General features: G+C 69.5%; 29 protein-coding genes. 17 read left to right on the forward strand and 12 right to left on the reverse strand.

The window, feature by feature from the left end; genetic code table 11:
• From NB3_RS15315 to NB3_RS15325, 3 genes are all read right to left on the reverse strand, one after another.
• Positions 1–1,236, reverse strand: a complete 1,236-nt coding sequence (locus tag NB3_RS15315; RefSeq protein WP_067802940.1) for a sugar ABC transporter permease — start codon at positions 1,234–1,236, stop codon at positions 1–3.
• A complete protein-coding gene (locus tag NB3_RS15320; RefSeq protein ID WP_067802944.1) occupies positions 1,233–2,006 on the reverse strand; it encodes an ATP-binding cassette domain-containing protein in 774 nt (257 codons plus the stop codon). The genes NB3_RS15315 and NB3_RS15320 overlap by 4 nt, the downstream gene beginning before the upstream one ends.
• A gap of 72 nt (positions 2,007–2,078) precedes the next feature.
• Complete coding sequence (locus NB3_RS15325) at positions 2,079–3,155, reverse strand: sugar ABC transporter substrate-binding protein (RefSeq protein ID WP_067802947.1); 1,077 nt, start codon at positions 3,153–3,155, stop codon at positions 2,079–2,081.
• A 406-nt stretch (positions 3,156–3,561) separates the two neighbouring features.
• On the opposite strand from NB3_RS15325, the gene NB3_RS15330 reads away from it, so the two are divergent.
• The 4 genes from NB3_RS15330 to NB3_RS15345 all read left to right on the forward strand — a co-directional run bounded on the left by NB3_RS15330 (position 3,562) and on the right by NB3_RS15345 (position 7,241).
• Complete coding sequence (locus NB3_RS15330) at positions 3,562–3,885, forward strand: hypothetical protein (RefSeq protein ID WP_067802949.1); 324 nt, start codon at positions 3,562–3,564, stop codon at positions 3,883–3,885.
• Positions 3,882–5,183, forward strand: a complete 1,302-nt coding sequence (locus NB3_RS36570; protein WP_067802952.1) for a hypothetical protein — start codon at positions 3,882–3,884, stop codon at positions 5,181–5,183. Before NB3_RS15330 ends, NB3_RS36570 begins: the two co-directional genes overlap by 4 nt.
• Positions 5,170–6,165, forward strand: a complete 996-nt coding sequence (locus NB3_RS15340; protein WP_067802955.1) for a DUF8176 domain-containing protein — start codon at positions 5,170–5,172, stop codon at positions 6,163–6,165. The genes NB3_RS36570 and NB3_RS15340 overlap by 14 nt, the downstream gene beginning before the upstream one ends.
• A 143-nt stretch (positions 6,166–6,308) precedes the next feature.
• The gene (locus tag NB3_RS15345; protein WP_244891920.1) at positions 6,309–7,241 is read left to right on the forward strand and encodes an alpha/beta hydrolase; all 933 of its coding nucleotides are present in this window, start codon (positions 6,309–6,311) and stop codon (positions 7,239–7,241) included.
• A gap of 28 nt (positions 7,242–7,269) precedes the next feature.
• Here the strand turns inward: NB3_RS15345 and NB3_RS15350 are convergent, their stop codons facing one another.
• Positions 7,270–7,680 carry a nitroreductase family deazaflavin-dependent oxidoreductase gene (locus tag NB3_RS15350; RefSeq protein ID WP_067802958.1) on the reverse strand — a complete coding sequence of 137 codons (411 nt, stop codon included), beginning with the start codon at positions 7,678–7,680 and terminating at the stop codon, positions 7,270–7,272.
• Between the two features lie 113 nt (positions 7,681–7,793).
• On the opposite strand from NB3_RS15350, the gene NB3_RS15355 reads away from it, so the two are divergent.
• Both NB3_RS15355 and NB3_RS15360 read left to right on the forward strand, forming a co-directional pair.
• A complete protein-coding gene (locus NB3_RS15355; protein WP_067802961.1) occupies positions 7,794–8,450 on the forward strand; it encodes a response regulator transcription factor in 657 nt (218 codons plus the stop codon).
• Entirely contained in the window at positions 8,447–9,610 is a 1,164-nt protein-coding gene (locus NB3_RS15360; protein WP_067802964.1) for a sensor histidine kinase, read from the forward strand. Before NB3_RS15355 ends, NB3_RS15360 begins: the two co-directional genes overlap by 4 nt.
• Before the next feature lie 39 nt (positions 9,611–9,649).
• Here NB3_RS15360 and NB3_RS15365 read toward each other — a convergent pair whose 3' ends face one another.
• On the reverse strand, positions 9,650–10,027 hold the full coding sequence (locus NB3_RS15365) for a hemophore-related protein (RefSeq protein ID WP_067802967.1): 378 nt from the start codon (positions 10,025–10,027) through the stop codon (positions 9,650–9,652).
• Positions 10,028–10,182: 155 nt separating this feature from the next.
• Here NB3_RS15365 and NB3_RS15370 point away from each other — a divergent pair, with 155 nt between their 5' ends.
• Positions 10,183–10,995, forward strand: coding sequence for a DUF1460 domain-containing protein (locus NB3_RS15370; protein WP_067802974.1), 813 nt, complete (start codon positions 10,183–10,185; stop codon positions 10,993–10,995).
• A 10-nt stretch (positions 10,996–11,005) separates the two neighbouring features.
• Here the strand turns inward: NB3_RS15370 and NB3_RS15375 are convergent, their stop codons facing one another.
• Positions 11,006–12,511, reverse strand: coding sequence for a flavin-containing monooxygenase (locus NB3_RS15375; RefSeq protein ID WP_067802976.1), 1,506 nt, complete (start codon positions 12,509–12,511; stop codon positions 11,006–11,008).
• A 70-nt stretch (positions 12,512–12,581) separates the two neighbouring features.
• On the opposite strand from NB3_RS15375, the gene NB3_RS15380 reads away from it, so the two are divergent.
• From NB3_RS15380 to NB3_RS15390, 3 genes are all read left to right on the forward strand, one after another.
• Positions 12,582–13,619, forward strand: a complete 1,038-nt coding sequence (locus NB3_RS15380; RefSeq protein WP_067803136.1) for an AraC family transcriptional regulator — start codon at positions 12,582–12,584, stop codon at positions 13,617–13,619.
• Between the two features lie 120 nt (positions 13,620–13,739).
• A complete protein-coding gene (locus NB3_RS15385) occupies positions 13,740–14,114 on the forward strand; it encodes a hypothetical protein (RefSeq protein ID WP_067802979.1) in 375 nt (124 codons plus the stop codon).
• Between the two features lie 52 nt (positions 14,115–14,166).
• Complete coding sequence (locus NB3_RS15390; protein WP_067802982.1) at positions 14,167–14,895, forward strand: VIT1/CCC1 transporter family protein; 729 nt, start codon at positions 14,167–14,169, stop codon at positions 14,893–14,895.
• A gap of 77 nt (positions 14,896–14,972) precedes the next feature.
• Here the strand turns inward: NB3_RS15390 and NB3_RS34115 are convergent, their stop codons facing one another.
• Genes NB3_RS34115 through NB3_RS15395 form a run of 3 tightly spaced genes read right to left on the reverse strand, consistent with a single transcriptional unit; the run spans position 14,973 to position 15,774 of the window.
• On the reverse strand, positions 14,973–15,146 hold the full coding sequence (locus NB3_RS34115) for a CsbD family protein (RefSeq protein WP_084486265.1): 174 nt from the start codon (positions 15,144–15,146) through the stop codon (positions 14,973–14,975).
• An 11-nt stretch (positions 15,147–15,157) separates the two neighbouring features.
• Entirely contained in the window at positions 15,158–15,313 is a 156-nt protein-coding gene (locus tag NB3_RS35575) for a DUF6131 family protein (protein ID WP_086006372.1), read from the reverse strand.
• A gap of 23 nt (positions 15,314–15,336) precedes the next feature.
• Positions 15,337–15,774 (reverse strand): hypothetical protein, encoded by a 438-nt coding sequence (locus tag NB3_RS15395; RefSeq protein ID WP_067802984.1) that lies wholly within the window; start codon positions 15,772–15,774, stop codon positions 15,337–15,339.
• 113 nt (positions 15,775–15,887) lie between these two features.
• Here NB3_RS15395 and NB3_RS15400 point away from each other — a divergent pair, with 113 nt between their 5' ends.
• From NB3_RS15400 to NB3_RS15420, 5 genes are all read left to right on the forward strand, one after another.
• On the forward strand, positions 15,888–16,082 hold the full coding sequence (locus NB3_RS15400; RefSeq protein WP_067802986.1) for a cation transporter: 195 nt from the start codon (positions 15,888–15,890) through the stop codon (positions 16,080–16,082).
• Between the two features lie 82 nt (positions 16,083–16,164).
• Positions 16,165–17,331, forward strand: coding sequence for a cytochrome P450 (locus tag NB3_RS15405; protein WP_067802988.1), 1,167 nt, complete (start codon positions 16,165–16,167; stop codon positions 17,329–17,331).
• A gap of 166 nt (positions 17,332–17,497) precedes the next feature.
• On the forward strand, positions 17,498–17,941 hold the full coding sequence (locus tag NB3_RS15410) for a hypothetical protein (RefSeq protein WP_067802990.1): 444 nt from the start codon (positions 17,498–17,500) through the stop codon (positions 17,939–17,941).
• Positions 17,942–17,944: 3 nt separating this feature from the next.
• On the forward strand, positions 17,945–18,502 hold the full coding sequence (locus NB3_RS15415; RefSeq protein ID WP_067802995.1) for an ImmA/IrrE family metallo-endopeptidase: 558 nt from the start codon (positions 17,945–17,947) through the stop codon (positions 18,500–18,502).
• Between the two features lie 2 nt (positions 18,503–18,504).
• Positions 18,505–19,707 (forward strand): MAB_1171c family putative transporter, encoded by a 1,203-nt coding sequence (locus NB3_RS15420; RefSeq protein ID WP_067802998.1) that lies wholly within the window; start codon positions 18,505–18,507, stop codon positions 19,705–19,707.
• Positions 19,708–19,709: 2 nt separating this feature from the next.
• Here the strand turns inward: NB3_RS15420 and NB3_RS15425 are convergent, their stop codons facing one another.
• On the reverse strand, positions 19,710–20,711 hold the full coding sequence (locus NB3_RS15425) for a DUF418 domain-containing protein (protein ID WP_067803001.1): 1,002 nt from the start codon (positions 20,709–20,711) through the stop codon (positions 19,710–19,712).
• Positions 20,712–20,831: 120 nt separating this feature from the next.
• On the opposite strand from NB3_RS15425, the gene NB3_RS15430 reads away from it, so the two are divergent.
• Positions 20,832–21,323 carry a MarR family winged helix-turn-helix transcriptional regulator gene (locus NB3_RS15430; RefSeq protein ID WP_067803004.1) on the forward strand — a complete coding sequence of 164 codons (492 nt, stop codon included), beginning with the start codon at positions 20,832–20,834 and terminating at the stop codon, positions 21,321–21,323.
• On the forward strand, positions 21,320–21,700 hold the full coding sequence (locus NB3_RS15435; RefSeq protein WP_067803005.1) for a DUF5313 family protein: 381 nt from the start codon (positions 21,320–21,322) through the stop codon (positions 21,698–21,700). Before NB3_RS15430 ends, NB3_RS15435 begins: the two co-directional genes overlap by 4 nt.
• A 178-nt stretch (positions 21,701–21,878) precedes the next feature.
• On the opposite strand, the gene NB3_RS15440 is transcribed toward NB3_RS15435, so the two are convergent.
• Both NB3_RS15440 and NB3_RS15445 read right to left on the reverse strand, forming a co-directional pair.
• Positions 21,879–22,970 (reverse strand): calcium:cation antiporter, encoded by a 1,092-nt coding sequence (locus NB3_RS15440; RefSeq protein ID WP_067803139.1) that lies wholly within the window; start codon positions 22,968–22,970, stop codon positions 21,879–21,881.
• A gap of 355 nt (positions 22,971–23,325) precedes the next feature.
• Positions 23,326–23,721: a nitroreductase/quinone reductase family protein gene (locus NB3_RS15445; RefSeq protein ID WP_067803006.1), complete on the reverse strand. Its 396-nt coding sequence runs from the start codon at positions 23,719–23,721 to the stop codon at positions 23,326–23,328.
• Positions 23,722–24,142: the final 421 nt, after the last annotated feature.

The following is a 24,142-nucleotide window of genomic DNA, read 5'->3' on the forward strand; positions in this document are numbered from 1 at the left end:
TCATCGCCGCGGGAGCGCACGCTTACGGGAGAGTGCGTCCACTCCGGCCGCCAAGAGCAGCACGAATCCTGTCACAACGAATTTCGTGCCCGCGCTGTAGCCCATCAGCCCCATGCCGTTGTTGATCACGGCGACCACCGCGGCGCCGAGCACCGCGTCCAGCATCCGCCCGCGCCCGCCGAACAGGCTGGTGCCGCCGATCACCGCCGCGCCGACCGCCGTGAGCAGCACGTCGCTGCCGCCGGTGTTCGGATCGACGGAGTTCGCCCGCGATGCCGCGATCAGCCCGCCCACCGCCGCCATCGCCGAGCACAGCACGAAGGCGGTGATCTTCACGCGATCCACCGCGATGCCGGCGCGCCGAGCGGCCTCCGCGTTGCCGCCGACCGCGTAGATGTGCCTGCCGAACGCGGTGCGGTCGAGCACGAACGTCCACAGCAGCAAGAGCGCGACGATCATCGGCACCACGATGGGCATCCCCGCCAGCGAGTGCACCGCGGGATTGCGGCTGCGCTCGCCGTTGAGCACCAGCACCGCCGCGCCCGCGACGAGCGCGAGCAGCACGACCCGCAGCACGACCACCCGCGCCGCCGTGCCGGTGAGCCCGAGTTTCGCGCGCGCCCGCCACTTCCGGTACTGGACGAGGGCGAAACCCGCGACCAGTGCCGCGTACAGCGCCCAGCCCAGTAACGGCGGCACATTCTTGTTCGCGATGGCGACGATCGTCTCGTCGCGGATGGAGATGTTGCGGCCGTTGTCCATGATCTTCAGCGCCACGCCCTGCAACGCGAGGAACGCCGCCAGCGTCACCACGAACGACGGGATCCCGATCTTCACCACGACCGTGCCGATCACCAGTCCGATCGCCACGCCGGTGAGCAGCGAGACCAGCACCGCCGCGTACCACGGCCACCCCTGGTCGGTCAGCAGCACGGCGAGCACCGCCGCGCAGACCCCGCTGGTGAATCCGGCGGAGAGATCGATCTCGCCCAGCAACAGCACGAAGATCAGCCCCATCGCGATCACCGCGATCGCCGCGCCCTGGGTGAACAGATTCGCGAAGTTGGCCTCGGACATGAAGACCGGGCGCGCCGCCCAGAACACGGCCGACAGCACGACGAGCGCGATCACCGACGGCAACGCCCCCATGTCGCCGCCGCGCATCCGGCCGACGTAGCCGGTCATCAGGTCGGTCACCGGCGCAGCCGGTCGCCGCTCGGTGGTCACCGCGGTCATCGGGTCACTCCGCTCGCCTCGAGGCCGAGCGCGCCGCTGCGGCCTGCCGTGATCAATTCGACGACCTGCGCGTGCGTCACGTCGGAGGTTCGTACCTGGGCGGCCATCCGGCCGAGATAGAGCGCGGCGATCCGGTCGGACACCGCGAAGACGTCGTTCATGTTGTGCGAGATCAGCACCACCGCGAGGCCCTGGTCGGCGAGTTTGCGGACCAGTTCGAGCACCTGCTGGGTCTGCGCGACGCCGAGCGCGGCCGTCGGCTCGTCCAGGATGACCACCTTGCTGTTCCACAGCACGGCTTTCGCGATGGCCACCGTCTGGCGCTGCCCGCCCGACAGGCTGGCGACCTGCTGGCGAACCGACTTGACGGTGCGCACCGACAGGCTCGCCAACGTCTTCTCGGCCAGTTGTTCCATCGCGTATTCATCGAGCACGAGACCGCGCCTGCGTTCCCGGCCGAGGAACATGTTCTGCACGATGTCGAGGTTGTCGCAGAGCGCGAGATCCTGGTAGACGATCTCGATGCCGAGCGCCGCCGCGTCGCGCGGGCTGTGCACCTGCACCGGCGCGCCGTCGAACAGGAACTCCCCCGCGTCGATCGGATGGGTGCCGCCGATGCATTTGACCAGCGTGGACTTGCCCGCCCCGTTGTCGCCGACGAGGGCGGTCACCTCGCCGGGAAAGGCGCTGAACGCGACCTCGTGCAGCACGTGGACGGGGCCGAAACTCTTCTCTACTCCGCGTAATTCGATGACCGGCGGTTCGGACATGGGTGGCTCCTCGCCAAGGGAAGGAGCCCCTTCCGCGCTCCCCTCATCGAACCGCGGAAGGGGCGTGCGATATCAGATCCCGTTGTCCGCGCAGAGTTTCGCGAACTCGCCGGTGCACAGCTCGGCCTTGGTGACATAGCCGTCGGCCACCACGTCCTTGACGTCGCGCGCGTAGATCGGCTTGGGCTCCAGCAGCACCGACGGCACGTCGGCGTTCGACTCCGGGTCGCGCACCGTGCCGTTGGTCGTGCCCTGCTCCCCTTTCACCAGGCCGACCGCGAGTTTCGCGGTCGCGTCGGCCTCCTTCTGGATCGCCTTGTAGACGGTCATGCACTGGTCGCCCGCCAGCACGTTCTGCAGGCCCTGCACCGTGGCGTCCTGCCCGCTGACCGGCACCTGGCCGTTGAGTTTCTGCTTCTTCAGCACCGCGATCGCGGCATTGGCCAACCCGTCGTTGGCCGCGACGACGCCCCCGATGTCCGGCCGTCCGGTGAGCATCTGCTCGAAGATGGTGCCCGCCTTCGTGTTGTCCCACTCCGGGACGGCCTGATCGGGGCCCTTGACGTACTGACCCGCGTCGAATCGCGGCTTCAGCACACCGTCGTAGCCGGTCTTCAGCAGGGTGGCGTTGTTGTCGGTCGGTCCGCCGTTCAGATACGCGACCACCGGGCGCACCGCGTTGCGATCGGTCAGGCACTGCGCGACGCCCGCACCGAGCAGACTGCCGACCTTCACATTGTCGAAGGACACGTAGTACTGCGCGCCGCCGCCCAGGGTGAGCCGGTCGTAGTCGATCACGGTGACGCCCTGCGATTTCGCCTTCTGGATCACCGCTTTGCCGGTGCCGCTGTCCAGGTTGGTCATCACCAGCACCGAGACGCCGTTGGTGATCATCTGGTCGGCGATGGTCTGGAAGGCGTTCTTGTCGCCTTGAGCGTTCTGGATATCGGCCTTGACGCCCGCGGCGTCGAATGCCTGTCGCAGGTACTTGCGGTCCGCCGTCTCCCAGCGGGCGGAGGTCTTGCTGTCCGGAAGGATCACGCCGATCCGGGTTTTGCCGCCGGAGTCCCCCGCATCGCCGCACGCGGTGAGTGTGGCGGCCAGCAGCGCGAACGACAGCGCGGCGGCACTGAAGATGCCCTTACGCATGAGTGGGCCTTTCATCACCGGCCGGGACGATGCCCCGGCCGGTCGGAGTGGAACGAATGTTGTGGACAGCAACATATTTCACTGTGACACAGCGCACAACAGCTAATTTGTTGTTCCGGATAACAATCTCGACACGCAGGCGTTCGCCGAGGTGAACGGCACCGCGGCCGGATCGGCAAGGGGCGCGGGATGGCTCGTGAACAGGGATGTCGGCCGATCCCTCCGGCCACGCCCGCGGATGCCGGATGCGTCACCCGCACACCGGGAGGGACGCCGGACACCAACAGGAGTCGCCCGCGCACGAAACCGACCACCGAGGAACAGGCGCATGGCGGGGCTCCGGCACAGTACCCTTGGCGGTGAATCATGGCGCGGTAGCGACAGACTGGGATCCGGGAGGGGAACAGTGGATACGCTCAGGCTCGACCCGGCGGCGGTGGCCGCCTACACCGCGATCGCGGACGCGGTGTCGAAACAATTGGCGTCGGCGGCCACGGTCGCCTCCGGCGCGGTGGATCCGGAACGGCTGGCCGCCGATCTGGGACTCGTCGGCGCGGAATTCGCGGCGCGCTTCTCCGCGGCCGTCTCCGAACACGCCGAAGCGTTGTCGACGGCCGGCCGGCTGGTCGGCGCCTACGGCCAGGTGCTGCGCGGTTACAGCGAGAGCGCGCAGGATGTCGACGCCGCGACGGCGAGCGCGATCACCAGGTCCGGGGAGGCGTCGGCATGAGAAGCCTGATGGGACTGCGCAAACGCACGCACGTCACCCAGCCCGCCGCCGAGACCACCCGGCCGCTGAGCACCGAACCCGGCGTCGATCCGCCGATCGTCGCCGCGCTGGTCAAACCCCTTCTGACGCTGCGCTCCTCGCTCGGCACCGGTGTCGGCGTGCCGAGCGCGGCCGCGACCGGGGCGCTGTCGGCCGCCTCCACCCAGGCGGCCGATACCGAAGGTCCGCACCGCGAAGGCCTGCACGCGCTGGAATCGACCTGGACTTCCAAGGCCGCCGACAGCGCGGTGCCCGCGATGCGCACCACACAGACCCAGATCGGCGACATCTCCGATCGCGGTCCGGCGTATCTGTCCGTGCTCGCCGACGCACACGCCACCTCGGGCCGCGCGGCGCGGCGGGTCGACCAGATCATCGCCGACTTCCGGCGCGACGCGCGGGAGATCCTGGACAACGCCACCTCCGCGCCGGAGACCGACGCCGTCATCACCCGCGCCACCCAGGCGCTGCGCGACGCGCTCACCACCGTGACGGCCGCGCGCACCGAGATGGACGACCACACAAGGCGACTCGACGAGATGGGACCGCTCACGGTCACCACACCGTCCGGCGTCTCCCAGGGGCAAGCCGTCTATCCCGGTGGCACCGGTCAAGTCGTGCCGGGCACCACGGCGCCCGCCACCACCCAGCCGATGGACCCGGCCATGGTCGCGCAGCTGCAATTGCAGCAGCAGCTCATCTCCGCGGGAGTGGATCTCGGCACCACGGCCATCAACGCGGGCGTCGACATCGGCACGCACATCATCGACAAGATCGCCGAAGTCGGCATCCACGGCATCGACACCGTCGCGGCGGCCGCGGACAAGGCGATCCCGGAACTGATCAACCCTGGCTCCACCACCAATTCCGGCACGAACGGCGACGACTCGAAGAACTCCTCGAAGCTGTTCGACTTCGGTGGGTCGCCGGAGCACAAGCCGTCGAGCAGCGGCCCCGGTTCGGTGATCCCGCCCGGCAACTCCGCACCCGCCGCGCGCGCGGACGTGCCGAAGCCGGAGAGCAGGCCCGCACCCGCTGTCGCGCCGCCCGCCGATTCCGCGCCGCCCGCGCCCGCGAGCAACCCCGACCATCCGGCGCACCCCGGCCCGACCGGCGGCATGGTGGTGCCGCCCGCCGCGCCGCCCGGCGGTGAAGACCACGAGCACAAGCCGCGCGACGGTCAGCTCGGCGTGACCATCCCGTCCGCCGTGACGGCGGTCGTACCGGTGCTGGGCGAATTCGACGATGACGCCCCCTGACCGGGAGCATCCCGGTCAGGACGCGGGCCAGGCCAATCCGTTCGACACGGGCCTGCCGATGCTGCGCATCCCCGCGGGCAAGCCGTCCAAGCGGCGTCGGTCGCCCGGCCGCCGCAAGCAGATCCGTCGCCGGGAGCCGCAGCAGTTCGAGGCGGCGGAACCACCGCGCCAGCCGCAGCGGCAAGAGACCAGGCCGCGTTTCGGCGAATGGGAGCAGTGGCTCGAGCCCGCGCCCGCCACGGTGCGAGCGCCGCAACCTGTCGCCCCGCAGCAGCGCAGCGCACCCGCCGAGCCGGTGCGGCCCAAGGCCGAGGACGCTCACGTCCCGGCGCCCGCCATCGTCAATCGATCCGGCATCCATCCCGGCACCCCGGTACGGCATCCGCGGCGCGCCGATCAGCAGCGCGGCAACCGCTCGCTGACCGTGCTGATCGTGCTCGGCATCGCGATCGCCACCGTCTCGATCGGCATGGCCATGATCTACGGTTCCGAGTCGAATTCCCGCACAGCGGCGGCGACGTCGCCGCCGCGCGCGGCCGCGCCCGCACCCGCGAGTTCCACCTCCACCTCGCGGGTCAGGCCGCCGTGGGCCATCGCCACGCCGGGATGCGAGCAGAAACGCACCGGCGACGTCATCTCCGGCACCGATCCGGGCGGCACCGGCAACGGCCCAGACGCCATCTTCGCCTTCGAGTACGCCTACTACGCCGAACGGTCCGGCTACCGGGCGCGCGCGGTGGTCGCCCCCGACGCCGCCGTATCACCCGCCGATCAGATCCAGCGCGGCATCAATCAGGTGCCCGCGGGCACCCGCTACTGCGTGCAGATCTCCCGGGCCGGGGACGGCCCCGACGGCCAGGCACGGTGGGAAGTGCGTTTGACGCAGCAGTTTCCCGGTGAGGATGCGAACACCTTCACGCAGTTCATCACGACCCGGACCGGAACGGACCAAACGCTGATCACCAGCATCACGGCGGGCTGAGGGCATCCGGCCGAGGCCGGCTCGTTCCGCCGCCGGTGCCGGACCACTCTTGCGAACACCGCTGTTCGCCGAGCATGATGAGCGGTGAATCTACTTGCGGCAGCGATCGTTCCGACACGATCGCGAAGCGAAAGGTTGGACCGTTGCATCGGCTGATCCGGATAGCCTTCACCATCGTCGTCGCGGGCCTCATCGCGCCTTTTCTGTCCGTGGCCTCCGCGCACGCGGCGCCGACGGTGCGCTGGGAGGCCAGGGTGAGCGACCGGATTCTCGACATCGGAGTGTCCTCCCCGAACCTCGAGGGCCCGGACTGGTCCGTCAAGGTGGTGCGACTGCTGCTTCCCCCCGGCTGGTCCAAGGACGCCGCCCGCACCTGGCCGACGGTGTGGGTTCTGCACGGCGGCTTCGACGACCACAAATCCTGGACCGACAAAGGCGATCTGGCGGCGCTGACCGCAGGGCGGGAAGCGATCTTCGTACTACCCGAGACCAGCTGGTGCAGTGCGTATTCCGACTGGTACAACGACGGCCACGGCGGCGCGCCGGCATGGGAGAGCTACCTGTTGAACGACGTGCGCACCCTGCTGGAAACCGGCTACCGCGCCAATGCGACCCGCGCCATCGCGGGCAATTCGATGGGCGGCCTCGGGGCGATGAAGTTCGCCGCCGCCCACCAGGGATGGTTCCGCTCGGCCGCTTCCTTCAGCGGCAACGTCGATCCGCTGCACGACTCCGGCGCCCCCGGCGAACCCGACAAGCCCGGCCAGGGCTGCGCCGCCGACTGGAAACGAGTCTGGGGCGATTACACCGTCAACCGCGACATCTGGGTCGCCAACAACCCCTACAGCCGGGCCGCCGATCTCACCGGCATCCCCTTGTTCGTCTCCTACGGCAAGGGTGATCCCGTGGAATCCGCAGCCTACGAACAGAACTACCGTTTCGTCGACCGCCTGCGACAACTCGGCGCACAGGTGGACGAGCGCTATGTGCCCGCCCAGGGCCACAACTGGGACGCCTGGAAGATCCAGATGCAGAATGCCTTGCCCATGCTGCTGTCCTCGGTGGGGGCGGGATGAGCGCGCGTGCGGCCGGGAACGCCTCCGCTCAGCGCGGCGTCAGCTTGACGACCGGAATCACCCGATCGGTCTTCTCCTGGTATTCCGCGAAGCCGGGCATCACCTCGACCATCGCGGCGTAGAGGCGATCGCGTTCCGGGCCATCGGTAATCGCGGTCGCGGTCGCCTCGATGGTCTCGGTGCCGATTTCGATCGTGACCTCGGGATGGGCGCGCACGTTGTGGTACCAGTCGGGATTGGTGGGGGCGCCCGCCTTGGAGGCGATCACCACGATGTCCTCGCCGTCGCGAATGAACGCGAGCGGGTTGGTGCGCGGGCGACCCGACTTCGCGCCGGTGCTGGTCAGCAACAGCAGCTCGCGGCCGGCGAAGGGGCCGCCGACCTTGCCCTGGTTGGCGCGAAATTCCTCGATGATCTGGGTGTTCCAGTCGCCTGCCATGGCTTGTCTCTCCTAGGGAGTCGGGTGCGCCGGGTCGTGCGCGAGCCTACCCAGACCCGCCCGCCCGGGCCGAACCAACGCCCGCCCAACAGCGGAAGGGGCACGATGGCGGGGTGCGGGTGCTTGTTGTCGAGGACGAGAAATTGCTGGCCGACGCGATCGCCGACGGCTTGCGCAGGCATGCCATGGCGGTCGACGTGGTGTACGACGGCGCCGCGGCGCTGGAGCGTACCGGCGTGCACGACTACGACGTGGTGGTACTCGACCGCGATCTGCCCGGCGTCTCCGGTGACGCGGTGTGCGGCACGCTCGTGGCGTCCGGCGGCTCGGCGCGCATCCTGATGCTGACGGCCGCGAGCGCCGTGGCGGAGCGGGTGGCCGGTCTCGGGCTCGGCGCGGACGACTATCTGACCAAGCCGTTCGCCTTCGCCGAGCTGGTCGCCCGCATCCAAGCGCTCGGGCGGCGGGCGCGCAGCGCCGCTCCCCCGGTACTGGAGCGATCCGGCATCCGGCTCGACCAGCACCGGTTCGCCGTCACCAGGAACGGCGAACCGGTCACCCTGTCGCGCAAGGAATTCGCGGTGCTGGCCGAACTGCTGCGCGCGGACGGCGGCGTCGTCTCGGCCGAGCAGCTGCTGGAGAAGGCATGGGACGAGCACATCGACCCGTTCACCGGCGTGGTGCGGTACACGATCATGAACGTGCGGCGGAAGCTGGGCGACCCGCGGCTGATCGAGACCGAGCCCGGCGTCGGCTACCGGATCCGATGAGCGGGCGCACGATCCGGCTGCGGCTGACGCTGCTGTACGCGACGGCGTTCTTCCTGGCGGGCGCGGTGCTGATCGCGTTGACGTACTTCTACCTGAACCAGTCGCTGGAGCGGCGGCCCGGCGGCGGTGCGCAGCAAGTGGTGCGGGAATACCTCATCGAACGGGCGGAACGGAACCGGGCCCCGATCTCCGCTGAACTCTTCAAGGCGCTCAGCGAGCAGGCCCAACGCAATCGGCGCGACACCTTGCGCGCCATGCTGGTGTGGTCGCTGGTATCCCTCGGCGCGGTGGGCATCGCCGCGGGCGGCTTCGGCTGGTTGCTGGCCGGACGCGCCCTGCATCCGTTGCAGCGGATCACCGCGACCGCGCGGCGCGTGGCCGACACCAGCCTGCACGAGCGCATCGCCCTCGACGGTCCGCAGGACGAGATCAAGGATCTGGCCGACACCTTCGACGCGATGCTGGAGCGGCTGGACCGAGCCTTCGACGGACAGCGCCGATTCGTCGCCAACGCCTCCCACGAGTTGCGCACACCGCTGACGATCAACCGGACGCTGATCGAGGTGGCGTTGGAAGACCCCGAGGCGCCCGAGTCCACCCGCAGGCTCGGCGCGACGCTGCTCGAGGTCAACCGCAGGCACGAACGACTCATCGACGGCCTGCTGGTGCTGGCCACCAGCGAACAGCGGCTGACCGAACACCGCCGCGGCGACCTCGCCGACATCGCGGCCGACGCGGTCGGGACCTGGGCCGAGCGGCCGGGGGCCGAGATCACCGCCGATCTCGAATCCGCTCCCGTACAGGGAGATCCGCTGTTGCTGGAACGCCTCGTGCACAATCTGCTCGACAACGCCGTGCGCTACAACCTGCCCGAGAACGGCTGGGTGACCATCCGGTCGGCGACGAGCGGTGACCGCGCCGTGCTCACCGTGGCGAACAGTGGCCCGCAGGTGCCCGCGTTCGAAGTCGACAGTCTCTTCGAACCGTTCCGCAGACTGTCCGCGGCCGAACGCTTGGCCGATTCCGATGCCCGCGGCGCCGGGCTCGGCCTGTCGATCGTGCGCTCGGTCGCCCAAGCCCACGGAGGCACCGTCCGCGCGACGGCCCGGCCGGAGGGCGGTCTGGCAGTCACCGTCGATCTCCCCCGCGCGCGGGGGTAGCGCAGTACGGGCGAGTCCGACACCTCGCCCGTACCGGGCTCAGTAGTTGTGGCAGGTGTCGGCGATGACGCGGAACTTCTCGCGGTGCTGCTGCGCCTCCGGCGAGTTCCTGCGCTCCTCGAACTTGCTTTTGGCCTCGGGGTGCTTGTCCAGGAACTCTCTGGCGCGCTGCTTGCGCTGCTCGACCGGGAGGCTCAGGAATTCCTGGATTTTCGCCTTCCGTTCGGGGTGGGCGTCGAGCCGGGCGGCGGCGTCGGGGAACTGGGCATGGACGGCGGCATCGATCTGCGCGAAGCTGCACGTCGTCTCCAGCAGTCCGCCCGGCTGCGGCTGCGCGGAGGCGGTCGCCGGAACCAGCAGCGCACCCGCGGCGAGCAGACCGCCCAGCGCGAGGGTGGCTCGAACGATTCTCGTCATGTCGGATAACCCTTTCGGTTGGGACGTGGGGCCATCTCATGGCCCGGCGTCAGTCCACCAGAAAGGGCGTTTGGACGGCGCTAGGTCGTGCCACCGGGCTACCGTGGGTGTCGCTGTCGTGTACGGATCGGCCGTTTTCCGCTGCTGGAGGCGTCTTGCGCACCATCGCTCGTGTACTGCTCGTCCTCGTCGCCTTCGCCTGCGCCGCGGTGTCCACACCCGCCGTGGCGCTCGGCACTCCGGGGGCCGTGCACCTGGACGACGTCACCGCGAAGAAGCTCGACGAATTGCTGTCGCTGCGCGCCCAGGCGCCCGCCGCGGCGAACAAGGCGGACCTGATCGAACTGCTGTCGCGCCGCTTCCTCGGCACGCCCTACGGCGCGAACATGCTCGTCGGATCGGCCACCCGGCCCGAAGAGCTGGTCATCGACCTGCGCCGGGTGGACTGCTTCACCTTCCTCGACTATGTCCATGCGCTCACCACGGCCACCGACCGCGACCAATTCACCGCGAACCTGATCCGCACGCGCTACGCCGGTGGCCGCGTGGATTTCCACCAGCGCAAGCACTTCTTCACCGACTGGTCGCACGTCCCCGACATCGCGGCCACCGACATCACGGCGACGTTGAGCACCGCGGCGGTGACCGTCACCCGGCACCTGAACGCGAAGGCCGACGGCGGCACTTATCTGCCGGGGCTGCCCGTGGTCGATCGCGCGATCACCTACATTCCCAGCGCCGCCGTCGGCCAAAACGTCGTCGACGGGCTGCGTACCGGCGACTACATCGGCGCCTACGCCGACCAGCCGGGCCTCGACGTCACCCACGTCGGCATCTTCGTGATGACCGACACGGGCCCGGTCTTCCGCAACGCGTCCTCCCTCGCGGGCAACGACAAGGTGGTGGACTCACCCTTCGCCGAGTACGTCCGGTCGACCCCTGGCATCGTCGTCCTGCGGGCGCGCTGACCGCCCAGGGTCAGGCGACGGGCGCCGGTCGCCGGACGGCCGATTTCGGCATCCCGGTGAGCGTCTTGCCGAGGTCGGTGCGCAGCGTGGTGGCCGAGTCGAGCAGGTAGTTCTGCCGCACCTTCCACGGATGACGGCCGCCTTGGCGGGGGAACTCGCCGATGGAGCGCTGGATGTAACCGGAGGCCAGATCCAGGAGCGGGTGTTCCTCGAGCGTGCCCCTCGGCTCGGGCACCACGGCGGCGTAACCCTTGCGATCCATGTGGTTGAGCACCTTGCAGACCAACCGGGAGGTGAGATCGGCGCGCAACGTCCACGAGGCGTTGGTGTACCCGATGCACACGGCGAAGTTGGGGACGCCGGTGAGCATGGCCCCTTGCCAGACGAACTGCTCCGACAGGTCGACCCGCACGCCGTCGACGCTGGGCGCGATGCCGCCGAAGGCGAGCAGTTGCAGCCCGGTCGCGGTGATCACGATGTCCGCCTCCAGCACCCGGCCGGACTTCAGCCGGATGCCCTCCGGCACGAAGGTGTCGATGTGATCGGTGACGACCTCGGCCTTGCCTTTCTTCATGGCCTTGAAGAAGTCGGCGTCCGGCACCGCGCACAGACGCTGGTCCCAGGGGTTGTAGCTGGGGGTGAAGTGCTCGGCGACGGCCTGTTCGTCCTTCAGGATGCGTGTGGTGAGGCCGGTGAGCAGCTTGCGCGCCGCCGCCGGCCGGCGACGGCAGTACTGGTAGAAGCCGATGCCGAACAAGATGTTCTTGGTCCGGATCAGGCGATGCGCAGGCCGCGGCGGCAGCAGCTCGCGGATCCGGTCGGCCAGTTTGTCCCGCCCCGGGACAGCGCTGATCCAGGTCGGCGACCGTTGCAGCATCGTCACCAGCTGCGCCTGCTCCGCCATCGCGGGGACCAGGGTGACCGCGGTCGCGCCGCTGCCGATCACGACGACGCGCTTGCCGCGATAGTCGATGTCCTCGGGCCAGAACTGCGGGTGCACCACTTGGCCGGTGAAGGACGCGATGCCGGGGAATTCCGGCGCGTACGGCTGGTCGTAGTTGTAGTATCCGGCGCAGGCGTAGAGGAACCCGCAGGTCAGCGTATGTGTTTCGACCGCGCCGGACGCGTCGCGCCGCTCGAGCGTCAAGGTCCAGCGCGCGGCGTCGCTGTCCCAGTCGGCCGCGAGCACTTTGGTGCGGAAGCGGATGTGCCGGTCGATGCCGTTCTCGGTCGCGGTCTCGGTGATGTAGCGCAGGATCGACGGACCGTCCGCGATCGACTTGGCGTCCCGCCACGGCTTGAACGGGTAGCCGAGAGTGAACATGTCGGAGTCCGAGCGGATGCCGGGGTAGCGGAACAGGTCCCAGGTGCCGCCCAGCGAGTCGCGGGCCTCCAGGATGGCGTAGGCCTTGCCCCTGCACTCGGTCTGCAACCGGTAGGCAGCGCCGATCCCGGATAGCCCCGCGCCGACGATCACGACATCGAGGTGTTCCGGTGCGGCATCGGTCTGCGTCATGTCTCCAGTGTGCGAGCCCGACGGCCTCCCTTTCTTGACTTTGCGCGACAACTATTTGATCCTCGACGACATGTCGGTGATTCGGTCCGCGGGGTTGCGCGGTTTTCGCGCGACCGTGGCCGAACTCGGCGGCGACGCGGAGGCGCTGGCCTCGGCGTGCGGCCTGCCGGTGGCCGCCCTGGACGCCGACGACCTGCTGGTGCCCGACGAGCGGGTCGCGGCCGTGCTGGAACTGGCCGCGCACCAGCTGCGCTGTCCCGACCTGGGACTGCGGATCTCCCAGCGGCAGGATCTGGACATGCTCGGCCCGCTGGCGCTGGCCATCCGGAATTCCCCGTCACTGGCGGACGCGCTCGAGTGCTCGGCGCGGTATCTGTTCCTGCACGCGCGGTCGCTGAGCCTGACGCTGGAACCGGACCCTTACGGGGACCGCGGGGTGATCGCGCTGCGCTACGGCGTGCGCCCGGGACTTCCCACCCCCGTCCAGGGCACCGATCTGGGCCTGGCATTCGTGCATCGCACCATCCAGCGCTTGGTGGACGACCGGTACGGGTTGCGCTCGGTCGAGCTGCCCTATCGCCCCGAGGCGGCGCTCGCCCGTTACGAGGAATTCTTCGGCGCCCCGGTGCGCGCCGGGCGGCCGTTCCCGGCGCTGCGGGTGCCGAGCAGCCTGGCGAGCAGGCCGCTCACCGGGGGTGACGAGAACCTGCACCGGCTGGCGATGGCCTTCCTCGCCGAGCAGTCCGGCGCCGCGGCGGCGGCGCTCGCCCCGCAGGTGCGCGCCGCCGTGCAGCAGTTGCTCGGCACGTCCGCGCCCGAGATCGGCGCGGTGGCCCGGCTGCTCACGGTGCACCCGCGCACCTTGCAGCGCCGTCTCGCCGCCGAGAACACCTCGTTCGCCGAAATCCTCGACGAGGTCCGGCGAGACGCGGCGCGGCGGTATCTCGCCACGACGGACATGCCGATGAGTCAGGTCGCCTCGCTGATCGGGCTGTCCGAACAGGCGACCTTCACCCGCTGCGCTCGAAGATGGTGGGGCACAACGCCTACCGCCCTGCGCCGCGCGGAGGCGCACGGAAGCGCCCAGCCGCACCACAGTTTCGGGTGACAGGCCGGGCCTCCTGGACGACCTCCCGGCGCATCCGGCGCGGCTGGTGGCGCTCGAATCGCCGCTGGGAAGCCCCGATTCGGCCGCTAGACTCTCCGATCGGACTGGGAAGGGGGCCGCATGGACGCGGTTATCAAGGAGGTCGCCGAGGAGGGCAAGCGGCTGATCGACCGGGCCTGGCTCGGCGAACTCAGCCGCGACCAGGCGGTGCACATGTTCGTCCAGGTCGGCGACGGCATGGTGCGCTACGAAACGGCGCTGACCATCATCGACGACGGCGTGCAGCGGCTGTCCGCCAACGCCAGGCGGCTGCGCATCCTGCGCTGGTGCGCGGTGCTGGAATTTCCGCTGTTCGGCACGTTCGCCGTGCTGGCGGTGCTGGTGGGGGATCTCGTCACCGCCGCGCTCTCGGTGCTGTTCCTGCTGATCCTCCAGATCATCCACCGCACGATGGTGCCGCATCCCATGGCGGTTCCCCGCCAACCCCGCACCTAGCCGTCCGAGCGGCCTGCCCTCGCGCCGCGCGGTGGTGATTAGGGTGCTTGTCATGGCTCGCACGACCGACGCGTCCGGCGCACATCCGCACGAACCGCACGGCGACGGCTTCGCGTCCAAGCTCAACTGGCTGCGCGCGGGCGTGCTCGGCGCGAACGACGGCATTGTGTCCACCGCGGGTCTGGTCGTCGGCGTCGCGGCGGCGACGACCGACACATCGGCCTTGTTCACCGCGGGCATCGCGGGCCTGTCGGCGGGTGCGATCTCCATGGCGGTGGGCGAGTACGTCTCGGTGAGCACGCAGCGCGATTCCGAGCGGGCCCTGCTGGCGAAGGAGCGCAGGGAACTGCGCGACGAGCCGGACTACGAGCTTGTCGAACTCACGGGGATCTACCAGGCGAAGGGTCTGACGCCGGAAACGGCGCGCAAGGTCGCCGAAGAACTCACCGCGCACGACGCGTTCACCGCGCACGCGGAGGCCGAACTGGGCCTCGATCCCACCGAGCTGACCAACCCGTGGCAGGCGGCCTTGTCCTCGGCGGTGGCCTTCACGCTCGGCGCGCTGCTGCCGTTGCTCGCCATCCTGCTGCCGCCGGTCACCGCGCGCATCCCGGTGACGTTCGCGGCCGTGCTGGCCGCGCTCGCGCTCACCGGGTCGGTCAGCGCCGGGCTGGGCGGAAGCTCCCGTGGCCGGGCGGTGGTCAGGGTGGTGCTCGGTGGCGCGCTGGCGATGGCCGTCACCTACGGCATCGGGCAGCTCGCGGGCGTCGCCGGAATCTGACCGAGCCCTGGACGCGAACACGCCGGTGCCGGGCGAAGGCCGTCGGCCTTCACCCGGCACCGGCGTGCGGTGTGCGGTCAGCGCTTGAAAGCGTCCCGCAGTTTGTCCGCGGCGCGTTTCAGATTGCCGCGAGCCTGCTCCCGCCGCCCCTCGGCCTCCAGCCGGGAGTTACCGGTCGCTCGGCCGAGGAATTTCTTCACGCTGCCCCTGCCCGCTTGCACTTGATGCGCGAGGCGATCTTCGAACTTCATGCGGAATTCCTCTAGTAATACCAGCGGCGGCCACCCACCGGACGGCCCACCGAACCGGCCACGAGCAGCACTAGCCCGATGATCAGCACGATGATGCCCGCGGTGGTGAGCAGCCCGATACCGAGCAGCCAGCCCAGGACCAAGAGGATGAGGCCGAGAATGATCATTGTCGTGTTCCTTTTCTTCTCAATTACTTGGCGGTCACGGGTTTCGAGGTCGAGACCGTGGCGCCGCGATCGGTGCGAGCAGTACCCGAACCGCGTGTGCCCAACCACCGCCGCCAAGCCGGCTCCTGCGGAGCCCGCTCCACCGGTGTGGCAGTGCCTGCCGTCAGATCCCGCCGCACTGCCGCCATCTCACGGCGGGACTGGGCGAGTTCACGACGCGCCACCACGCCGCGGCGGGTCACCCGCCAGGCGCCGGACAGCACGAGGGCCAGTCCGAGCATCCCGATCGCACCGAGCGTGACGCCGTAGCCGAACAACGCGCCGGTGGAACCGTGGAAGTGATAGTCGAATACCGCGAAATCACTCGTCAGTTGCTGAGCGGGGCCGGTGTTACCGACGACCGCGGCAACTCCGATGAGCACGGCCGCGATCAAGGCGATGAGCCCGATGATGATGATCATGGCAATCCCTGTTGCGTCGAGTCGTTTGACAACTCCGCAATTCCCGGGGCCCCCACGATCAAACGGGACAAAAAGGAAAGTTTGAGCGAAGGGAATCGGTCAATGCGATTCCCATGACGTACACGGTTACTCTGCACAACGTTACCCGCGAGTCCGCGTCCGCGATCGAATCGTCGCTGCGCGGTGTCAACGGTATCGATTCGGTCGACATCGACGTGGCCTCGGAGCGCGCGCTGGTGAACTCGACCACGCTCACCTACGGTGAGGTCCTCGACGCGATCCGGCAGACCGGAGCCGCCGCCTCCTGAGCAAGGCTCGGTTCCCACCGAGACCCACGGGCCGTCGTCGGCGGGCCCCGAACCCCTCGATCCGGTGCGGGATGATGGCCGGGTGACGGATGTGTTCGACTCCGACTTCGCCCGGAACCCGTGGCCCACGCTCGCGCGACTGCGTGCCGAAGGGGGCGTACACCGCGTTCGCACGCCCGACGGACCGCAGGCCTGGCTGGTGACGCGCTACCGCGACGTACGGGCGGGTCTGCTGGACGAGCGGCTGTCCACCCGGGACCGGCACGCGAAGGGGGACGACTACCGGGGTTTTCCCGTGCCGCCGCCCCTGGACCTGATGCTCAGCGCCGCCCCGGACGACCACGCGCGGCTGCGCAGCCTGATCACCGCCGAGCTGTCGCCACGCCGGCTGGCCGAGTGGACCGACCGCGCGCCCGAGCTGGTGGATTCGCTACTGCACGACCGTGATCCGGGCGAGACGGTCGATCTGGTCGAACGACTCGCGGTGCCGCTTCCCACAGCCGTGCTCGGCGAACTGCTCGGCCTCGACGACTCCACCGCCGAACGTCTTCGCGGATGGGCGAATTCGACCTTGCTGCCCTCGGCGTCGCCACCACGTGCCCGCGACACGCTCGCCGCCATGCGCGCGATCATGGCGGACGCCACCGCGCGGGCGCAGCGCGCCGACACTCCGCTCGGACGTTGGGTGGCCGCGCACCGGTCCGCCGGATCGCCGACCGGCGCCGAACTCACCGGACTGCTGTTCTACCTGCTGTTCGTCTGGTACGAAGTGCTCGCCGACCTGATCGCCGGTTCGGTGCTCACCTTGCTCGGGCGTCCGGAGCAGCGGCAGGCCTGGCACGCTCTGCGCGACAAGCGATCCGGCGTCGACGAGTTGCTGCGTTACCTCTCCCCGCAGGTGCTGGCCGGACCGCGCTTCGCGACCACCGACCTGGTCGTGAGCGACACGACGATTCCCGCAGGGCAGACGGTGCTGCTGTGCCTGGCCTCGGCCAACCATGATCCCGAAATCTTCGACCGGCCGGCCGAATTGGACATCACCAGGGACCGGGGCGACCAGCTCGCGCTCGGCTACGGCGTGCACGCCTGCTTGGGCAACGCTCTGGTGCGCACCGTCACCGCGGCCGCTCTCGATCACGTGCTCACCCGATGGCCGGACGCCGCGCTCGCGGTGGACGAACGAGAGATCGGCTGGCGCTCCGGTTTCCGCCATCGCGGACCGGTGGCGCTGCCGGTGGAACTCCGATGAGATGGGGCGAGCGACGATGATCGCCCCACCTGCTACCGCTTTCGAATGCCGGGCCTCTCGTGATCGGCGCCCTGCCAGGGATCGACCACACCGGCATGCGCCGACGGAGCAGGGACGAGTATGATCTACGCCACACAACCCTGTCAACCACAGGAGACACGCTGATATGGGGGAGGACTTACACCCGTTCACGCGGGCTCTCAACACGCTCATCAACGGAATGCACCCGCCCACAGGCAAAGACGGGCGACCGCAGGAGATCACCCACCGAGCGCTGGCCGAGGACATCCACCGCACCACCGGAGCGCGCCTGTCCGCCAACTACCTCTGGAAGCTGCGCACCGGGCAGGCGGTGAACCCGTCCTACGAGACGCTGGAGGTGTTCCGCGGTTACTTCGGTCTCGACAGCCTGGACCCGTTCACCGACCCGCGCCTGGCGGCGTCGCGCGGCAGCGAACTGGCATTGATCAACGCGCTCAAGGGAAATGCCGAACACGAGGTGCTCGAGCTGGTGCTGCGCGACGGGCTGCAACAGGGTACGGTGCGCGCTGAATCGGTGCTGGCGATGCTGGAGGTCCTGCGGCGCATCGAGAACGAACAGAACGAGTGAGCGATGCGGATCGCGGCTTGGAGCGAGGACGGAGGTGACCAGCCGGTGCTGGATCGTCGCTGGCTGCGCGGGGAACTGCGCGCCATGGGGCTGTCCGGCCGGTTCACCGTCGGCGAGCTGGCCGAGGCGGTCGCCGAGCGCCGCGCGCGTCCGCTGCGGCTGCGCCCGGAGAACTTTCCGGTCACCGGGCTCACCGGCGGCCTGCTGGTCACCGACGCCATCGATTTCATCGCCTACCAGCGCAACACCTCGAAGGTGCATCAGGACCACATCGTCTGTCACGAACTCGGCCATCTGCTCGCCGGGCACCGCACCGTCGATGTGCGCGGCGCGGAAGCGGTGCGGCTGCTCGCGCCGAACATCGACCCCGCCGTGGTGCGGCGCATGCTCGGGCGCACCAGCTACGCGCAGCCGCAGGAGCGCGAGGCGGAGCACATCGCGAACATGCTGATGGCGCACCACATCACGCAGTGGACGGCACGCGAGGAGTGGGTGCTGCCCGATTCCGCGCCGGTCACCGCACGCAGGCTGCTGGACGCGCTGGGACCGGGCCGGGACTGAGGATGTGGTTCGCGCTGGTGTACGGCGGCGTCGGCGTCTTCGCCTTCGCGACGTTCCTGTGGCGGACCGGTCTGGCCCTGCGCAACCCGGGCAGTCCGGCGCGCTGGGCGGTCGCGTTCGCCATCCTCGCGGCGGGCATCGGGTTCGAAGCGGCCGTGCCGCGGATCTACACCTGGATCGATGACGTCTCCGGCGTGCCCAATCTGGCGTCGCTGGTGGTGTACGGGGCCATCGCGGGCGCGGTGCTCGCCCAGGTGGTCTGGACCGGGTTCATGGTGGCCGACCGGGAACCGGACGCCAAGGCGGCCCGGCGCGTACTCGTCCTTCCGGTGCTCGCGCCCGTGGTGCTCGTGGCACTCTTCGCGGCGGCGCCGGTGCACGACGAGAGTCATCCCACCGACTTCGACCACCACTACGCGAAAGTACCGCTGGCAGCGGTGTTTCTCGGCGTCTACCTCGCGGTCTATTCGGCGGCGCTGGTGCGCATCATCGTGTTGTGCCGCCGCTGGATGGGCGAGGTCGACCGGATCTGGTTGCGCCGCGGCCTACGGCTGCTCGCGCTCGGCAGCACCGTCGCGCTCGGCTACAGCGCGGGCAAGGTGATCGCGATCGGCGCGGCGTGGTCCGGGATCGATCTGCGCCGCCTCAACACCGACATCGCGCCCGCGTTCGCCAGCCTGGGCGCCGCCGTCATGCTGATCGGCTACCTGTGCCCCTCGCTGGCGCCGTGGCTGCTGCACACGACAGCACGGCTGCGCGCGCTGCCGCGGCTGCGCCCGCTGTGGCTGGCCCTGCGCGAGGTGGACCCCGAACTCGCGCATCCGCCGGATCGGCACAGTAGTGCGGCACGAGACCGGCTGTACCGCACGGTGATCGAGATCCGCGACTGGCTGTTGCGGTTGCAGCCCTACCTGTCCGCCGAGGCCGAAGCGATCGCCGAACGCCTGGCGACCGAACTGGCGATCCCGGCGCGCGACAGGGCCGCCGCGATCGAGGCCGCCCGCATCGCCGCGGCGCTGCGAGCGCACCGGCTCGGTCTGCCGCCCACCGGCGAGAACCGGTCGTTCCGCGAACCGAGCGAACCCACCCTGGCCGCCGAGTTGGCCTGGCTGGTCGAGGTAGCCGTCCAATTCGACCGGGGCCCAGTGGTTTCGGCGATCCTGGCCGAGCCGGCGAACACCGGCGATCCGGCGTCCCCGCGCTGAGGTCAGTACGGGCGGCTCGGTACGCGCGCCCGCCGGATGGGCACCATCGTCCACCAGGTGACGCAGCGCCACACCCACTCGAGCGGCCCGTATTCGAACCACCGCAACCACACGGCACTGCACACCGCCTGCATCGCGATGATCCCGACCGCCAACCCGAGAACCGCCGCGTAGCTGCCGGAGCCCGACAGACCCAGCCGCGGCGCGGCGAGCAGGATCGCGGCGGTGGCGCCGACGTAGTTGGTCAAAGCCAGACGGCCCAGCGGCCGCAACACCTCCGCCAGCACCTGGCCCGGCTCGATGCGCAGCAACAGCAGCAGCCCGGTGACATAGGCCAGCGCACCGAGCAGACCCGCGACAGCGAGGGACGGGGTGGACCACAGTTCCAGATAGGGAGTGCGGTATTCCCACCTGCCCGCCACTATCGCGGCGGGCAGGGCGAGGGCGAAGACGGCGGCGATCTGCCAGCCCCGCTCGTCGAGAGTGTCCACGATCCCCGCGCGGGCGGTGGCCAGTCCGAGTAGGAACAGCCCCGGTGTGAGGGCCAGCCCGCCGCCGAGTGCGAGCGCGACACCGAAGGTCCCTACCAGTCCCGCCAGCAGCACCGCCCAGTTCGGCAGCGCCGCGGCGGGCAGCAGAATCGCCAACCCGGCCAGCGCGTACGGCAGCAGGGCCTCACCCGGCTGGAACTGCTGATGAACCAGGCCGATCACCCCCAGCGCGAGCAAGCGGCGGATCAGCACCAGCCGCGGGCGCTCGCCCCGCTCCGCCGCGCTGTCGAGCAGCAAGGCGAAGCCGATCCCGAACAGGAACGCGAAGATCGGGAAGAACCGCCCCTCGAACACCACCGACAGCACGTGCCGGACCGGTAGCACCACGCCCGATGCGTCGGTCGCCGGGATGTCGGTGATCCGCCAGATGTTCACCACCAGCATGCCGCACAGCGCGAACCCACGAACCGCGTCGAGTTCCTGGATGCGTAGCGGACCCGCGTCGTGGTGCATGGAACTCACGGTAACCAGCGTCGGCCCAGGAGCCGGGATCTCGCGCCGAGATGTCGCACACATTGATTAATGCACGAACTGTTCGTGCGCTAATTTGGACGGCGGACCGAGGAGGTGCCGATGGAAACCGAGATCGACGACCCGCTGCGCTTGGACCGGCAGGTCTGCTTCGCGCTGGCCGTGGCCAATCGCGCGGTGCTGGCCGTCTACCGTCCGCTGCTCGAGCCGCTCGGGCTCACCCACCCGCAATATCTGGTGATGCTCGCGCTCTGGGGCGAGGCGCCGATGTCGGTGAAAGCGATCGCCGAGGCCATCCAGCTGGACTCCCCCACCCTGTCCCCGCTGCTCAAGCGTCTCGAAGCCGCCGGGCTGATCAGCCGCGAACGCGACAGCCGAGACGAACGCAACCTGGTGGTGAACCTGACGCGGGCCGGAGCCGAACTGCGTGCGAAGGCCGAGCGGATACCGCCCGAAGTCGTGCGACGCCTCGGCGTGACCCTGGACGACCTCGAGCAGTTGCGCGAAGTGCTCACCCGGGTGAACGAGGCGGCCCGCCGGTCGGTGCTCGCCGAGCCCGACGCCCCGTCCCCCAATCGAGGAGCCCGGTCATGACCCACGAACGACGACGGCCAGGTCCGATCCAGTGGATCGGCTACGCCTTCGGCCGCCGCCTGCCCGATTCGATGCGCGAGTGGGTGCGCGACGACCTCACCGGCAGGTTCGCCGCCACCCGGCACGTGCTGCGCGGCATCGTGCCGTTCACGCCGCTGTTCGCCGCGTTCCTGCTCTTTCCCGGCGAGTTGTGGTTGCGCGGCGCGATGGTCCTGCTGGCGCTGCTGCTGGCCCTGTTCTACACCGTCGCCTTCATGCCGATGAACCGCGCGCACCGGCTGGCGAAGCACGGCTTGCCCGCGGATCTGGAGAACCCGCGGCGAGCCCGGCTCCGGGCCGTGGAACGAGCCAGGTACGCGGCGCAGCACCCGCACTGAGCGGCGCGGCCACGGAACGCGGGCGACTCGATACGCCCGCGTCGCCGCCACTACGAGCGCACCAATCCGGCGGACTCGACACCGCGCGGATCCGTTTCGTAACAGAGGCTTTCGATGAACCGGGCGGGTGCGAGATCGCAGGGATGCCGGATGGCCGACGCGCTCGCCTGAACTTCCGCTAGGGGCTGGCGGCGAGGCCGACGAAGGCCGCGAACACGGCCAGATGGACGCCGCCTTGGAGCAGCGTCGCCCGTCCCGGAACGATCGTCAGGCCGCCGACCACGACGGTCAGGGCCAACAGCACCATCTGGGTCGCGCCCAGGCCGAGCACCAGCGGGCCGTCCAGCCAGATGCTGGCCACGGCGAGCGCAGGAATGGTGAGGCCGATGCTCGCCATCGCCGAACCCAGCGCCAGATTGAGACCGATCTGCACTTGGTCGCGGCGCGCGGCCCGCACCGCGGCGATCGTCTCGGGCAGCAACACCAGCAGCGCGATCACCACGCCCACCGCCGATTGCGGCAGACCCGCCGACTGGACCGCGGATTCGACGGCGGGCGAAACCACCTTCGCCAGACCCACCACGCAGACCAGGGCGACCAGCAGCAGGCCGAGGCTGGTGACGGCGTCGCGCGCCGTCGGCGGCTCGACGCCCTCGTCGTCCTCCGCGACGACCCCATCCGCTTCGACCGGCAGGAAATCATCCGGATGACGCACGGTCTGCACCATCACGAACAAGACGTACAGCGCGAGCGAGGCCACCGCGGCGAAGGCCAGCTGCGCGGGCGAGAACTCCGGACCTGGCTTGCTCGTGGTGAAGGTCGGCAGCACGAGGCTGAGCGTCGCCAGCGTCGCGACCGTGGCCAGCGCCGCGCCGGTGCCTTCGGCGTTGAACACCGCCACGCGCCTGCGCAGGGCCCCCACCAGCAGGCAGAGACCGAAGATGCCGTTGCAGGTGATCATCGCCGCGGCGAAGACCGTGTCGCGGGCCAGGGTCGCGGTCTTGTCGCCGCCCTGCGTCATCAGGGTGAGGATGAGCGCGACCTCGATCACGGTCACCGCGACGGCGAGCACCAGCGAGCCGAACGGTTCGCCGACGCGGCGCGCCACCACTTCCGCGTGATGCACCGCCGCGAGCACCGCCCCGATCAACGCCACCGCCACGATCGTCACCGCGACACCGGGCAGACTCCGCCCCCAAGTAGCCAGGAGAGCGACGACGGCGAGCAATGGTACGAGCACGGTCCAGCGAGCGATCAACACACGGATCATGCCCACCATGATCCCAGCAAATAACCCGCATCCTGGTCAGGCGACCAACAACCCCCGCCCCCGACTCACTTATCCAGCCACGATGTACGAAAGCGTGCCACCAGCCCCCAGCGACGAAATCCACTGAGACCTGCTCGATCAGCCCGACGAACCCCGTAGCGCGGTTCGGCCACGACGCACGAACCGTGATCCCGAACACACGAATCCAGCGGCGGCCGTTCGACTATCACTCACACCCAACTCCGCGCGAGCGCTCTCGCCACCCCGAGCCGATCCCGCGAGTGGCACATGGCTGTGGCGAATCGCGAGAGGGCCGCACAATGGTGTGCCACTCGCGGAGTGGGATGACCGCAGATCAGTCGTCGAGATCGATGCGTAGCGTGAGGAGGTCGGTGCCGACCAAGCGGACGGCCGCGCTGTTGCCGCGCGGTAAGGAGGCCAAGCGGGCGCGCGGGTCGTCGTCGGGCAGCAGGTGCGCGGTACCGGTGTGCCAGTGGCCGTGCAGGCGCAGCCGGACCCGGTTGTTCGCTTTGATGTTCCGCACGTACTGGGAACGCTCGCCGAACTCGGAGACGAGCCAGAATTCCCGTCCGACCTTTCGTCCACCGATCGGAGTGATCCGTGGCTGCCCGCTGACCCGGCCGGTGGTCTCCAGGAGCGTCTGGCCGGGCAGCGTCCTGAGGATCGGATTGCCCAATCGGCGCTGGAACGTCGTCACCACCCGATGCTGGATATCGCGCAAGTTCGGCATGCGGCGACCGTAACACCGGGCGCACCCGTCGGCAGGCTGCGCGACACGCGCGATTCGGGCGTTGACCAGCGTAGGGACCCGGCTGCGACCGGCCGAAGCGCCGGTAGGAACCGGGACGCAAACCTTCGCCCATCGCGTCGCGCAGTATCGACCGTCCGCCGCACCGGTTCGGGCGGGGTAGGGCACGCGGTGAGCAACTGGACGAGTAGCCATATGCGGCAAGGCCATAATGTGATACGCGCTATAAACTTCAGCTCCGGCAATACGACTCGACACCCCGGGACACGCGCAGTGCTCACTGCCCAGGGGGCGAACCACGCATTGCCGGGCGCTGTCCTGGTCAGGCACACGTTCGCGGCGATCGCCCAGCGTGGGGCGTACCGTTCCGACGCAACGTGTTCCGCCGGGTCACATCGGGCCG

Source organism: Nocardia beijingensis NBRC 16342 (genome assembly GCF_001612785.1).
Classification (GTDB): domain Bacteria; phylum Actinomycetota; class Actinomycetes; order Mycobacteriales; family Mycobacteriaceae; genus Nocardia; species Nocardia beijingensis.

Coding starts and splice junctions, on each gene's coding strand:
- NB3_RS15315 (WP_067802940.1), bottom strand. CDS start 1,236: ATGACCGCGGTGACCACCGAGCGGCGACCGGCTGCGCCGGTGACCGAC.
- NB3_RS15320 (WP_067802944.1), bottom strand. CDS start 2,006: ATGTCCGAACCGCCGGTCATCGAATTACGCGGAGTAGAGAAGAGTTTC.
- NB3_RS15325 (WP_067802947.1), bottom strand. CDS start 3,155: ATGCGTAAGGGCATCTTCAGTGCCGCCGCGCTGTCGTTCGCGCTGCTG.
- NB3_RS36570 (WP_067802952.1), top strand. CDS start 3,882: ATGAGAAGCCTGATGGGACTGCGCAAACGCACGCACGTCACCCAGCCC.
- NB3_RS15340 (WP_067802955.1), top strand. CDS start 5,170: ATGACGCCCCCTGACCGGGAGCATCCCGGTCAGGACGCGGGCCAGGCC.
- NB3_RS15350 (WP_067802958.1), bottom strand. CDS start 7,680: ATGGCAGGCGACTGGAACACCCAGATCATCGAGGAATTTCGCGCCAAC.
- NB3_RS15360 (WP_067802964.1), top strand. CDS start 8,447: ATGAGCGGGCGCACGATCCGGCTGCGGCTGACGCTGCTGTACGCGACG.
- NB3_RS15365 (WP_067802967.1), bottom strand. CDS start 10,027: ATGACGAGAATCGTTCGAGCCACCCTCGCGCTGGGCGGTCTGCTCGCC.
- NB3_RS15375 (WP_067802976.1), bottom strand. CDS start 12,511: ATGACGCAGACCGATGCCGCACCGGAACACCTCGATGTCGTGATCGTC.
- NB3_RS15380 (WP_067803136.1), top strand. CDS start 12,582: ATGTCGGTGATTCGGTCCGCGGGGTTGCGCGGTTTTCGCGCGACCGTG.
- NB3_RS15385 (WP_067802979.1), top strand. CDS start 13,740: ATGGACGCGGTTATCAAGGAGGTCGCCGAGGAGGGCAAGCGGCTGATC.
- NB3_RS15390 (WP_067802982.1), top strand. CDS start 14,167: ATGGCTCGCACGACCGACGCGTCCGGCGCACATCCGCACGAACCGCAC.
- NB3_RS34115 (WP_084486265.1), bottom strand. CDS start 15,146: ATGAAGTTCGAAGATCGCCTCGCGCATCAAGTGCAAGCGGGCAGGGGC.
- NB3_RS35575 (WP_086006372.1), bottom strand. CDS start 15,313: ATGATCATTCTCGGCCTCATCCTCTTGGTCCTGGGCTGGCTGCTCGGT.
- NB3_RS15395 (WP_067802984.1), bottom strand. CDS start 15,774: ATGATCATCATCATCGGGCTCATCGCCTTGATCGCGGCCGTGCTCATC.
- NB3_RS15400 (WP_067802986.1), top strand. CDS start 15,888: ATGACGTACACGGTTACTCTGCACAACGTTACCCGCGAGTCCGCGTCC.
- NB3_RS15410 (WP_067802990.1), top strand. CDS start 17,498: ATGGGGGAGGACTTACACCCGTTCACGCGGGCTCTCAACACGCTCATC.
- NB3_RS15415 (WP_067802995.1), top strand. CDS start 17,945: ATGCGGATCGCGGCTTGGAGCGAGGACGGAGGTGACCAGCCGGTGCTG.
- NB3_RS15420 (WP_067802998.1), top strand. CDS start 18,505: ATGTGGTTCGCGCTGGTGTACGGCGGCGTCGGCGTCTTCGCCTTCGCG.
- NB3_RS15425 (WP_067803001.1), bottom strand. CDS start 20,711: ATGCACCACGACGCGGGTCCGCTACGCATCCAGGAACTCGACGCGGTT.
- NB3_RS15430 (WP_067803004.1), top strand. CDS start 20,832: ATGGAAACCGAGATCGACGACCCGCTGCGCTTGGACCGGCAGGTCTGC.
- NB3_RS15435 (WP_067803005.1), top strand. CDS start 21,320: ATGACCCACGAACGACGACGGCCAGGTCCGATCCAGTGGATCGGCTAC.
- NB3_RS15440 (WP_067803139.1), bottom strand. CDS start 22,970: ATGATCCGTGTGTTGATCGCTCGCTGGACCGTGCTCGTACCATTGCTC.
- NB3_RS15445 (WP_067803006.1), bottom strand. CDS start 23,721: ATGCCGAACTTGCGCGATATCCAGCATCGGGTGGTGACGACGTTCCAG.